Raw genomic sequence first — 12,256 nt, 5'->3', positions numbered from 1 at the left:
ATTCGGGTTACTCTATCTAAATAAACTTGAGTGGAAGGACTGGTTCATTCTGTAAGTTTATTAAGAAGGGATATATGAGTATGCACTTGATTGACTCGATTCCAAATGTTCTTTGTTTTAACTTTATCACAAATGATTTAATTCTATGACACTTAGCTTTAATCCTCTTGAGATGGTGATAGAGTGAATATTTTATAAATAGATCTTCCCAAGAATTTTTTATGAATTTCATGTGATTCATTTCTTTTGATTTTGAAAGCTTTTAATTTCACATTATTATGATTAAAGAGTGTTGTTTCAAATCCCCTATAACTTGGAGATGATATTTAGATTGGTACTTTTTAGTTATAATTTGCATTTATTAAGACACCTTAAACATTGAGTACTAGTGCTTTATATTCATTAGTAGGCGAAGGCTATCACCATTTTCTAGGTGAGAATTCGAAGATTAGTATGTTTTCTCCATCATCAAGTTATAGTGTGTCGAGTGTGGTACAATTAATCTATAAGAATGGATCATGATTTCGGTAATATTTATAACTACCCAAGAAGAAATGAAAAAAATATATGAATATCAAAAGCATTTAATGGATTGTATTAATTTTGGGTTTATCGCTGAAGTCAGCAACTCAACTAAATTCATTTAATCGAATAATGTGAATTTTATCGTATTTCGAAATTGACTAAAGCGCTGGATAAATCTAATATGAGCTCGCTGGCCTACATTGCCAGTGGGTTTTAGCAGACCCTGTAAACAAAGAAGGAATATAAAGTTTGACTTTATATTCTGCTGTACCCACTCGTCCCCCTTTTCTCTATGGTAGGGCGGAAGGGGGACGTCTTTGTACGTGCTGGTTTCTTTGTTTACCAGTCTGCTAACCCTCTTTCGTTCTGCCACCATTATTTAGCAGTAACTGGCAGAATTTCTTGTTCTAAACAAAGGAATTTCTTATGTCATTTCTATTTATTCTTCCCTGTACCTCCGCACTCGTTCAACCTTGTTGTGTCCTTCAACAGGGCATACAGCACTGATTTTAATTTTTAAGCTGTATTAATAAAACATTTTTACACGAACAATCTCTAAGGTGGATGGCTCAATCACGCCTATAAAAAATACTTATTTTTATATCCCCTTGTGATTGTCAATTGCATTGAACATGCGGGGAACAATGATGTCTGAATTCACTCAACCAAAAATCATTTCAATCGAAAATCGCCCACAAAAATCCAAGGTCTTTGTAAAGTGCATCGTGGTGCCGATCGTCATTTTTTTAATTATTGCTAAAGTCTTTTCCTTTGGCTGGTTTGGCTACCTATTCTTTGGCATCTGGCTGTTATGGTTTGTGATCACCTATTACTTCTATACATATGGCAATACCTACTTTGCAGGTATGACGGAGCAACTGACCCGTCAAGGTGAACAGTTTAATTATCACAATCGTGGGGTCTGGATTAACAGTCAGCATAAAACCATCATCCTGTTTGATGAACCCGAACAGCGTTTAGTGAAATACCCATTTGATTATATTACTTCGGTCGGTCACTTCAACTTAGTTGAAGACAAAGTGTCTTAGACAAGCACAATTACTAGCAATCCGATGACGGGAACGCATATCCGCTATCACGAACATCGCAGCCCAGTCAAAAGAGAATACCAAGTCAATATTGGAACACGCGATCAATTCAAACCGCATTACCGCCTCAAAGTGTTGTTTCCTTGGCGTAGCCCCAAAATGGCCAGTGAAATCCGCCAACTACTATCAGCTGATCATTACCAATAATAACCAAGAATAAGAGAGGGTAATAAAATGATGAAACATTCAAAATCGGGGATGCAATCCATTAGAACCAGCACCTTAATGCTGGCCATCAGTATGGCGATGGCCGGATGTGGCGGTGGTGGTGGCGGTTCAAGTTCTAGTGGAAGTGCTAGTGGAGCAGAGGACTCAAATAATGGCGGTACTTCACCTCAGCCTGTCACGTGTTCTGAAACGCAATATCTCCAAGAAGGGATCTGTAAAAACAAGACAGCACAAAGCTTTGAACCTTTACAGCTCCAGCGCTTTCTCAAAGGTCAGGCCTATCAGTTAAACCTGAAGACGGATCAAGATCTGACCCTCAGTTTTAGCAGTGAGAGTCCCAATATTTGTGACTTCGAACTAGGCGAGCTCAAAGCCCTTGGTGTGGGCAAATGTACTTTAACACTGACACAGGCAGGAATATCACAGCTTCTGCCTGTGAATAGCACAATGATGGTGGATGTCATTGAGGCGCAAGCAGAGGAGCATAAAGATCTGAATGCCTGTCATGCAGGAAGACCCAGTGAGGCGGAGCGTCAGCTGTTTATCAATACATTGAATGAGATTCGTGCCTTACATAATCTGCCGAAAGTTCGCTATGACCAGGCTTATGAAGACCAAATGATGCAAGCCTCTATGTTACTGGCGGTGAATGAAAAGACCTCACATTATCCAGATGGAACATGGCGTTGTTTTAGTGATATTGGCTATCAAGGGGCTTCAACATCGAACTTGAACTTTGTTCAAGCCTATCAACCTTTAGCCAGCTACGGTGCTGATACCCATGTGATCAATTGGTTGATTGAAAAAAACTCGGCCAGCATTGGACATCGACGTCATATCTTGAGTCCCTTCCTGACTAAAACCGCCTATGGTGAAGTCTCCAATACCGAGGCTAAAAGCGTAGCGACCATCTTAGGGGCTGCCATGAAGGTGGTCTATCCCTATGCATCACAAACCCTAGGCACTACGATGCCGAAAGGGGTGATTGCCTATCCGTATCATGTGTATCCGAAGAAATTCTTTGCAAAAACTGAACCTTTATCCTTGTCGATTTTAGTCAATACTCAAAATGCCTATGCCAACAATACGGTGGATTTTTCACAGGCGAAGCTCATAGTGACTAGACGAGACAATCAGCACATCCAAACGATCAGCAACATCCAGTATGACAATATCAGCTATGGTTTAGTGGCCAATAACCTGCAATTTCATTTTAACGCAATGCAATACAACGTGATCTATGACGTTCAGGTGCAAAACGTATTGGTGGATGGAAAAGCTGAGGATTATGCCTACTGGTTTAAAGTCGATGATCAGTCTGATGAACAGCACTTATCAGGAGAAAAACGCTCAGCAGGAGAATCCTCCAATGGCATTTAAGCTGAGACCATTTTTACTTGCTAATGCTTCACTGTTGGTTTTACAGACTGCAGTGGCACAGCCAGTGACTTTAGAGCAAGGCTTAAACTGTTTGGATTGGGCCAAGCAAGAACAGTCGTTTAGCAATCAATTGGCCACAGGAGAATGGACGCATACCGCAGCCTCTAAGCGAACAACGCTGCAACAACAATTTAAGCAGCAATACACCCAGCAAAAATCAAGCGTGGTAGATGATCCAGACGATGAAAACTACTGTGAGGATTGTCCTGAAATAGAAGTCTATTTGCCCAAAGATAAACGCAATCCGATTCAACGCATCGAGGCTTTGATGCAGGTCAGTGTAGCTGGGGCAAGTACCTCGATTTATCGCAATGATGACATGGCCCAAACCAAAGAAAAAATTGAAGCGGGTTTAAAGATTCAGTTCAGTCACTATAGCGGGCAGCAATTTAAACGCTTTAAACAGCAGTGGGATCAAGCCTCAGCACATGACAATGAGAAACGTACTAAGACCCATCAGGTCTTTCAACAGTATCCGCATTTAAAGGTGTTTAACGGGGAGGTCTTTCAAAATGGAAAGCGTTACAGCCCTAAACAGATTTACATCTATACCCAGCACTATAAACGGGATGTTTCTGATCTGACCGACATGATTGCCTATATCAGTCTGTATGACCATCCAATAGATCCATCACAGCACATATTACAGTGTGGCTTTATTGACAATATGTTTTAAACCGCTTCAACTGAATAAATAAAGAGTAGCATCATGAAAAAAATATTTTTAGCGGGCTTATGTCTCAGCCTTTCAACCTTAGCCTGTGCGGGCGCCAAAGAAAGCCTGATCGGAAAACGTTTGGTGATGGACATCCCTGAGGTTCAATGTGCCGGCTTGTCCTTCTCCAAAAATGGCAAAGATGCGGCGATGTATGCAGAACTGGGGCAGTGTCAGGATCCCCTACATCTTAGGGTCAGATGGTTGGATGACAAGACCTTTATCTTAATTGAAAAAGTACGCCTCAATGAGACCTCTCCACCCCGTAGCTTTTTATATAAAGTCAAAAGCGTCAATCAGGATTATGTACAGCTGACAGAGATCTGGACAGGGTGGGGAGACTCAAAAGACGATACGCTGGGTTATTATTTTAGATAACCAGATTGCAATAGTGATCAAGACGAGCCCTTGCTGAGGCAGGGGCCTTTAAAACAAGAAATGAATGATTCAATCAGTATTTATAGGAATTCGATCATGTTATGTCGTCCAGTATTTTATCCAGCAAAATTTGAACAAGAAGGGCAAGCGTACAACGTCTCTTTTCGGGATATTCCCGAGGCAATCACTTGTGGTGATGACTGGGACGATGCCTTACAAATGGCCAAAGATGCGCTGTTCACCAGTGTGGACTTTTATCGTGAAGAGGGTCGGACTTTACCTTCACCCAGTGAATGCCAAGAGGGTGAGATCCTGATTGCTTTGGATCTGGCACTGACATAAATCTCACAAGCATCAAAAAGTGAGGAGACCAATGTGAAAAGCAAAGAACACAAAGATTTAGAACAAGATAAAGACCTAGAACAACTCGCAGATATTTTATGTGATGTTTGTATGGAATCCACGAAACTGAACCATGCTGTCCTGTCTACCAATTGGGGTAAGGAATCCAAACATGATGGAGAACAGTATCAACTGTATTTATGTGAGGCATGTTTTTTCGCTACTGTCGCAACGTTAAAAAGAAAGCATCGGGTGAAGCAGATGTTTAATGAGGATTTTAACGAAGCTGAATTGGAACGATTTGGTCGGAAATAAAGATATCACGATGATGGATTGCGCCTATGGATGACAATATTAAAAGACTTTTAGTAGAAGCTGAATTGAAAAACTTAGCAGCGGGTTCCGTGTTTTCTATTCAAGAGTTTAGTGTTGCTCTTTCTAAGAAGCAGCTTTTAAGCTTTTTATCTCCCAATCTGGATCAAGGGGAGGTCAGTCAGGTTATCCCTAATATTTACTATAAAGTTAAATTCTCAAATCTTTTTAATCCGCCGAGAGCATTGCCGCCTGATATCTTTGAAGTATTGGCTGCGATGACCCGATTAACAGGCGAGATATTTCAATATGATGGTGGCTATTGTGCCAATCGTTTAGGGCTAAGTACTCAAGTCCCGCTATATCATGTCTTGCATACAAATGGCCGTTCAAGACGATTCAAACTGGCGGGTGTAGATGTGGTGCTGAATCACACAGATGATCAACGACTGCTTCAATACCCTTTGCAAAAGGTCGGTATGGCGATCTCAGCGCTGTATTATTTAGGACCAAATGTTGTGGATGATAAGATCATCAAAGCGATCAAAGATCAGTTGTCACTTGAGGAGTATGAAAAGTTACTTTCAGCGGATTTGCCGAAATAGCCTATTCCTGTGTAAGCCTACGAACTATTCCTATTTGCACCCTACCTGTCATTCTTGTTCCAAGTAGCCGATCAAGAATTAAATTACATAGTTAAATTGATATTGCATGCTTGAAATATGGTCAAATTATAGGGCAAATATGATGCAATTCTTACCATATAGTATGAGGTCTTAGATATGAAGGGATTAACTTTTATTGATGGTGCGACTGTTTCTACGACGGATGTTCGCAAATCTTGGAGTAAAATTGTTCAAGTTGTCAAAGATAGCCATAAACCTGTTTTTGTTTGTACGAACAATACGCCCGAAGCTGTTGTTCTAAGCTTTGAAGAATTTAAAAACATGCAGGAAATCGTTGAAGCTGCTCGACGTGAACAGCTAGGACAACAGATGGTTTGTGATCTGTTGGATATTGCTCAGTTAACTGGTCGGCCGATCAAACATATGCTTTTAAACAAAAAAGATGTGTTTGAAGAAGCAGAAGGGCAATAAGCATAGCTATTGGTGATATTTATGGGATTTTCGTAAGATTCCATTCAGATGCCCTTGAAGGGAAAGGGCGTTATACAGTTGGAATAACGATAAACACCACTTTTTTGGAAGAATTTTTAATTAATAAAAAAAATAATATGTTTAATATTAATAATTTGAGATTTATTTTTCAATTTATTTAAAGTTTTAGAAAATTAAATAAAAAAAATGGTATAAAAGTTTGTATATGATTTTAGATTTATTTGAGTATGATTTTTGATCAGCTTGCAACAAATACAACTGTGTTTCTTTATCAATTTATGTTTCCATTCGCTGCTAAAATTGACAAGTTGACTACTGTGAAAGCGCAGCTTAAGCGCTTAAAAAATCTTCAACCGCGAAATAGTAAAAGTAAGCAGTCCAGTTTCAAAAAACTCTACATAAAGATCTGGAAGCAAATTTTAGTTATTTTAAAAAATGAGCGAGAAGTACGTGCAAGTGTGAATTATGTCCCACAGCTACAGTTAATCCTAAGACTTGATACATTTATCGATCCACTATTCCATCAAGAAATTTTTGGTGACGACAAAATATTAAATGCTCATTTTTTTATAATTTTCTTTGATTTTCGTAATGAAGATATCAAAAAACAAGTCTTAGAAATTTTCAAATATCGATCATAATCTTTTCTTCAACACTTTGATGAAGCAGAAAATTTGAGCTGAGATTAATAAAACATGAAAGAAAACTTTTTAGAAGATTATTTGAAATTCCAGCAAACTGCTATGTTGAAAGAATTTGCTGGATTAAGTGAGGATGATTTAAAGCAAATTAATTTGCTTAAAAGTGGCGCAGCTAAGATCTATCAAAATATTGTTGAATCACGCCAAATTGGAGCCGATTATCTATATGCTGCATTCACATACTTCAGTGTTTACTTATCTTCAGAGCTTCGCGAAACACAATATCTTGTATTAAAAGTAAGTTATTTCTTTTACGCACATTATAAAGCCATGGCTCAGTTGTCTGGTTCTCACGCAAAGCAAAAAGAGATTTGTGATTTATTGCGGTATATTGCCAAACCCATTCTCGAGCAAGATCAAGATCAGCAATTAGTAGAAGAAAGTGAATTATTATTACAGTTGTATTTAAGTTTTATGCTCAATCAAGCAGATTTTGATAAAGATGTTTATCGTGCCTGGGGCAAGTACATTGAGAGTAGAAATTTTAAAGAGAAAAAAGTTTTAAAACATTTACGTGCACTGTCGATCATTTTGAAAAGACTCACACAGAAAAAAATTGTGCATAGACAACGTAAAAAGAAAAAGCATACGAAAGACTGGCCGTCTAAAAAACAACTCATCAGCTATCGCCGAAAGAAGAAAGGGCAACAAGTTTTAGTCGATTATCCAGCTGAAATTATAGCTACACAAGAAACTGTATTAGATGAAGAAGGAGATCTGGATGTATTAGACTCCAGCATTACAATACATACAACAGATCTAAGTACTGCGCGGTTTAATCAAGTACTTGATCAACATGTAGAGCATTTACTGCGACACCGCCAGCGTCGACTACAACCGTTTGTGACCAATGCTCATTATATGAGCGAAGATGTGATTCGGCATTTGGTTTATATTTTAAATCTTGAGTTGAATAATGGCCATTCGAATGAAGCAGCAATTGCTGCAGCGTGTTTACTAAGCCTCACCACAGGTCTTTCGCCAGTTGCACTACTTGATTATTCACAATTGATTGAAGAGGGTGTGCTTATTAAAAATAAGAATTCTAAGAAGCCAGAGTATCGTCTCAGGCTACACTTAGATATCACCAAACAGAAGATTGAAATTTTAAAACAACATCAGCTTAATCATACGGTCTCACACGATCTTCATCTTTCTAGCAGCTGGTTTGACTATTTAAACTTACGTGTTAACCGTGAGGTAATTACTGTCCATCACGTGAATAGATACTTGAAAAAGTGGAGTTCAAAACAGCAGATAGGTTCAATCACAGTTGAAAAATTACAAGCACAGTTGTATTTTCATGTTTTTCATCGCACATTTAATGAGTATATTGCACACGTGCTGTCGGGAAAAGATAGTCATCATGACTTGCCAAGCAGTTTTTATAATGGTGTCGCACAGCATCTTATCAATGAGCATTATTTAATTTATTTAAAAACACTCACCACGCCAGATATTGCTGCAGAGATGCAAGACGTACAACAACAATTCAAAACATATGCTCTATCTGAAGATGCACGTTTTGGTAGTCAATTGGCACTTAACCCTCGTTTCGTTACCGATTTCTTTGTTCAGTTAAAACAATTTTGTGATGAGAAAATACAATTACATCAGCATGTGATAGAGCGAGTCAATGCATATAGTGCTTGGATGTGGCATGTCAGTTTACTATGCTTAACACGACGCCCGATAGCTAACTTACTTGGTCAATTGAGTGACTATGATCTCAAATTGAAATTATTGTATGTAAACGATAAGAAAAATAGTAATTCTCGAAAGGATGGTCGCTTTATTCCTTTACCAAAGTTTTTTATTCAAGCATTCAACCGTTATATCAATTTTTTACAAAGTGTTGTCGACAACTATGCGGATTTATTAAAATTTGTATTCAGTAAAAGTATCTTGCTTGAGGATCTCTTTGGCCAGGTAATTGTTTATCCTAAAGAATTGCCAGTGACGGCTCAAGAATGGGCAAGCAAGAAAATAAAAATATGTTCACTTGATCGCAGTTGGGTTAACCGTTATCTCTCTCATTGTTTTTATAACAATTGGCATCGTCATTTTGATATGAATATGTTAGTGGAAAAAGGCGTTACATTTAATGTTATTCAAGCACTGTATGGCCATGATCAACGTGATCAAGAGTTATTTTATCGTTATTCCTCAGCTTCTGTACATCAGTACATGGTTCAGGTGACTCATGGTATTGATGACATGATCAAAGCCCTTAATATCGAACATTTATCGTGATAGAGCACCATTCAATAAAGGATAGATAATGATGAAAAAGAGTGATGCTATTTACGATGAAATTACGCAACAAGTAGGATTTATCTTTGATGAAATATTGAATCTTATTAACCAATCTAGACAAGAGCCGAGGGTAGTAGATGCAAAGATTAAAGAAATTTGGACAGATTTTTATGATGGATTAATTTGCTTCTTAGATCAAAAGAAATTGAATAGAAATGTACTTAGAAAACCATATATCCAACATAGTGAAAAATGTTTCTTAAAACACCGTGAGAATTACGAAAGGAACACCGAAAATGCGTACCTAATCAAACTTCGCCCGAAAACTCAATTTATTGACCCGCCACAGCGTCAGATATTAACCACAGAGGAGCGAATTAAATTGGGACGACTGCATTTTCACATTAATGCAGAGCTTAAAACTTATTGGCGGAGCAGAACTGTAGATACGAAAACACCGCAACAGTTATGGGGGAATTTTTATCTAAGCTTAATCTACTGCTCTGGTTGTAATGATTTGAGTCAGCTGACGGCAATTGGTAATACTTTGATTGATGAGATGCAGCAGTCGAGAACGTCATTGTGCTCGAAATTATACCGCGCAGACTATAAAAAGATTACTAATCCTCTTGTTCTACATTACCGCACCCAACATCGGTATTACGGCAACCAAATTGAAGAAAAGAACATTTATCAGTGGCGTCACGTGTGGTTCAATCCTTATGCACAAATGTTTATGGAGGGAATTAAACGGCAGGGAGTACTAGCACAAAATCCGCGTTGTGTCATTGAAGCCATTATTGCTGTATTTGATGTGATCAGTGTACAAGTCGATGTATCTGAACAAATACAAGAATTAAAAAAAATATTACGATGTTCCGATCAAGCACTTATAGATATGGGAGCTTTAAAAACATTCAAACATGTAAATCTAGGTTTAGAAATTCATCCAGATTTAAGCTTGGATATGTGTTTAAGTGAGGTCTTGCAAAATCGTCTTAAGACCGTGTCACTAACACCGCAAGATCAAAAGGCCGCTTGGTTTAAGGAACAGGCCTTAACAAAAGATGATGCGTTTACTTCATCATCTCAAAGACCCTCATTACAAACTGAAGTGGCTCAGTTAGAAATGATCACGGCACATCAACAACTTAAGGAAATTCCGTTTGAACTAATGTTATTTGAACGTGATGAAGAAAAATCAAAACAGAACAAGAAGCGACAACGTAAAAGCGAAAGTATTAAATTGATGCGTTGGAAGCATATCCAAAAAAGTTTACAAAAGAAAAAAACAGCAGTGCATAGCAAAGAACAAAATCTTATTGAGGCCCAGCTGAGATTGTTAGGTTGGATTTTTGATTTAAAAGAGAAAAATAATAAAGTGAGTTCAATCGAGCGTTATCTCAGTAGCATGGCGAAAGATTATTTATTTCATATATATATGTATGAAGACGCGATTGAAACAATGAATACTCAAGACTATGAAGAGCTGTATGAATCCATCCTAAATGGTATCGACGATCGTGATGAAATTCAACGCACATCGAAACCGAACATGCGTCAAGGTCGCGCTCAGTATGCATTTGGACGGCTCAAGTCATTTCATACATTCTGTATACAAAAATATGGAACTCCACAAGTGAGTAACTTTAAATACAATACTTTTCAGCGAGTACAGTTGTGTCACGCAAAGTTAGTCAGTCCACAAATTTTTAATCAATTGAAACAAAAATTGATGTTGAAAATCAACGCCTGTTCAACGTTACAAGAGCAAGAGTATATGCAGCAGCTGCAACTGATGTATTTATTGGCTTACAGACTGGGACTTCGTCTCAATGAAATTCGAGGACTTACATTCGCAGAAATTATCTGCCCTGAGCTCATCTGGAAAAATTCACAGCATAATCAAGATATACAAATTCGGATCACCTTAAAAAATAATGTATATCGAAGACTAAAAAGCCAAAATGCAAATCGTCAATTGGACCTCAATGCGGTCTTACTCAAAGACGAAATGGAATTTATTAAACAATATCTAAATACTTATTTTTCGCATATCAATCTAATTCAGCCGATTGATAAGCGGCTCGTTTTTTCGAGTAAAGGAGAAATTCTTAGCGAGTTATATATAACTCAAATGACACAAATACTCTTTAATGAAATTATAGGTAAAGATCACAATTATAGCTTTCATAGTTTCCGCCATAGTGCTGCAAATCATTTAGCTATCGCATGGTGTGGTTCAAAGGAAATGGTTATGACTTATACGGACTATACTTGGAATCATGCCAAATTGATGCGTAAATATTTATTTGGAGAATGTGCAATAGAACATGAGGGTGTGATTCAACATAAGTGGCGTCTGTTAGCAGATTGGATGGGGCATAGCTCAATTGAACAAACAGCATCTCACTATTTACATACGCTTGATCTGCTAGCGATTGATCGGATTTACAATACGCCGTGTCTAGTCCATCACTCTTTAGTAAATACATTACTAGGGGAGCAACAGACTAAAGATGAGATAGATCTGCGTCAGTATATTCAAAATAATAAGGGCTTTGACTTCTATCACCAGTCTTTAGCATTAAAGAAGTTACAACCATTCCCTATAATTAAAACCCAGTCAGATATGACGGCATCATCATATGAAATTATACGTTGTTACATTGAACGTTCAGAATATAAAGAGCATATTTGGCTTCAGCGTTGTATCTGGTTAGCTGCGAAATGGAAGTCACCCAAACTTAGTAAACTTAAGTGGGAGCAAAACAGTACAGAATCGATGGATGAGCAATATTTACTTGAATTTTACGATGATGCTCTTAAAAGAAATTTTGATCCAAAAACACTGGTTCTATTCACAGAACTAGAGCAACCTTTAAAAGCTAAAGCCTTGTCTGCTTTAGCAATCTTAATTCAACATACCAAGCTAAGAAAAAACTATATTCATTTTCAATATCGTTTTGATGAGAATAACAAACCAAAAATGAAATGGATTATGGGGGATTTTATCATCGGCATTCAGCAACTTTTACCAGATAACGTCAAGTTGAAAACGGATAATTATCCAGTGAATATTAAGCAGAAAAGCCGTGAAATTAAGGTGAGTTTTCGTGACGGAAATGAGAAAAATATTACGCTATGTGTTGTGTTGTGTTTGGTTTGATGTTAGAGGCTATAAAAAACGAT

10 protein-coding genes and 1 pseudogene are annotated in these 12,256 nt (G+C 37.7%); all 11 read left to right on the top strand.

The annotated features are described in order from the left end of the window. Window positions 1-1,172: 1,172 nt before the first annotated feature. The 11 genes and pseudogenes from ACFN7Z_RS19115 (at window position 1,173) to ACFN7Z_RS19065 (ending at window position 12,233) form a co-directional block, all read left to right on the top strand. A pseudogene (locus tag ACFN7Z_RS19115) lies at window positions 1,173-1,781 on the top strand (hypothetical protein). Between the two features lie 27 nt (window positions 1,782-1,808). Continuing rightward, window positions 1,809-3,182 (top strand): CAP domain-containing protein, encoded by a 1,374-nt coding sequence (locus tag ACFN7Z_RS19110; protein ID WP_151732044.1) that lies wholly within the window; start codon window positions 1,809-1,811, stop codon window positions 3,180-3,182. Further along, window positions 3,172-3,918, top strand: a complete 747-nt coding sequence (locus tag ACFN7Z_RS19105; protein WP_151732043.1) for a hypothetical protein — start codon at window positions 3,172-3,174, stop codon at window positions 3,916-3,918. Before ACFN7Z_RS19110 ends, ACFN7Z_RS19105 begins: the two co-directional genes overlap by 11 nt. Before the next feature lie 33 nt (window positions 3,919-3,951). Then, window positions 3,952-4,335 carry a hypothetical protein gene (locus ACFN7Z_RS19100; RefSeq protein WP_151732042.1) on the top strand — a complete coding sequence of 128 codons (384 nt, stop codon included), beginning with the start codon at window positions 3,952-3,954 and terminating at the stop codon, window positions 4,333-4,335. 96 nt (window positions 4,336-4,431) lie between these two features. After that, entirely contained in the window at window positions 4,432-4,677 is a 246-nt protein-coding gene (locus tag ACFN7Z_RS19095; protein ID WP_151732041.1) for a type II toxin-antitoxin system HicB family antitoxin, read from the top strand. Window positions 4,678-4,710: 33 nt separating this feature from the next. Then, complete coding sequence (locus ACFN7Z_RS19090; protein ID WP_151732040.1) at window positions 4,711-4,992, top strand: hypothetical protein; 282 nt, start codon at window positions 4,711-4,713, stop codon at window positions 4,990-4,992. 26 nt (window positions 4,993-5,018) lie between these two features. Beyond that, entirely contained in the window at window positions 5,019-5,594 is a 576-nt protein-coding gene (locus ACFN7Z_RS19085; protein ID WP_151732039.1) for a DUF6088 family protein, read from the top strand. Between the two features lie 177 nt (window positions 5,595-5,771). Then, a complete protein-coding gene (locus tag ACFN7Z_RS19080; RefSeq protein WP_005331193.1) occupies window positions 5,772-6,086 on the top strand; it encodes a type II toxin-antitoxin system Phd/YefM family antitoxin in 315 nt (104 codons plus the stop codon). A 248-nt stretch (window positions 6,087-6,334) separates the two neighbouring features. After that, the gene (locus ACFN7Z_RS19075; RefSeq protein ID WP_034616937.1) at window positions 6,335-6,748 is read left to right on the top strand and encodes a hypothetical protein; all 414 of its coding nucleotides are present in this window, start codon (window positions 6,335-6,337) and stop codon (window positions 6,746-6,748) included. A gap of 54 nt (window positions 6,749-6,802) precedes the next feature. Next, complete coding sequence (locus ACFN7Z_RS19070) at window positions 6,803-9,061, top strand: hypothetical protein (RefSeq protein ID WP_034616934.1); 2,259 nt, start codon at window positions 6,803-6,805, stop codon at window positions 9,059-9,061. A 28-nt stretch (window positions 9,062-9,089) separates the two neighbouring features. Next, entirely contained in the window at window positions 9,090-12,233 is a 3,144-nt protein-coding gene (locus ACFN7Z_RS19065; protein ID WP_395442713.1) for a site-specific integrase, read from the top strand. The last annotated feature ends 23 nt before the right edge of the window (window positions 12,234-12,256 follow it).

The sequence above is a fragment of the Acinetobacter sp. P1332 genome (assembly GCF_044057475.1).
GTDB classification, from domain to species: domain Bacteria; phylum Pseudomonadota; class Gammaproteobacteria; order Pseudomonadales; family Moraxellaceae; genus Acinetobacter; species Acinetobacter johnsonii.
Note: the sequence above shows the minus strand (reverse complement) of the source record. Positions and strands in the feature narration are given on the sequence as shown.

Excerpts from the sequence above, each read along its gene's own strand:
- ACFN7Z_RS19110 (WP_151732044.1), top strand. The coding sequence starts at position 1,809 with ATGATGAAACATTCAAAATCGGGGATGCAATCCATTAGAACCAGCACC.
- ACFN7Z_RS19085 (WP_151732039.1), top strand. The coding sequence starts at position 5,019 with ATGGATGACAATATTAAAAGACTTTTAGTAGAAGCTGAATTGAAAAAC.
- ACFN7Z_RS19065 (WP_395442713.1), top strand. The coding sequence starts at position 9,090 with ATGATGAAAAAGAGTGATGCTATTTACGATGAAATTACGCAACAAGTA.
- ACFN7Z_RS19100 (WP_151732042.1), top strand. The coding sequence starts at position 3,952 with ATGAAAAAAATATTTTTAGCGGGCTTATGTCTCAGCCTTTCAACCTTA.
- ACFN7Z_RS19070 (WP_034616934.1), top strand. The coding sequence starts at position 6,803 with ATGAAAGAAAACTTTTTAGAAGATTATTTGAAATTCCAGCAAACTGCT.
- ACFN7Z_RS19080 (WP_005331193.1), top strand. The coding sequence starts at position 5,772 with ATGAAGGGATTAACTTTTATTGATGGTGCGACTGTTTCTACGACGGAT.
- ACFN7Z_RS19105 (WP_151732043.1), top strand. The coding sequence starts at position 3,172 with ATGGCATTTAAGCTGAGACCATTTTTACTTGCTAATGCTTCACTGTTG.
- ACFN7Z_RS19095 (WP_151732041.1), top strand. The coding sequence starts at position 4,432 with ATGTTATGTCGTCCAGTATTTTATCCAGCAAAATTTGAACAAGAAGGG.
- ACFN7Z_RS19075 (WP_034616937.1), top strand. The coding sequence starts at position 6,335 with ATGATTTTTGATCAGCTTGCAACAAATACAACTGTGTTTCTTTATCAA.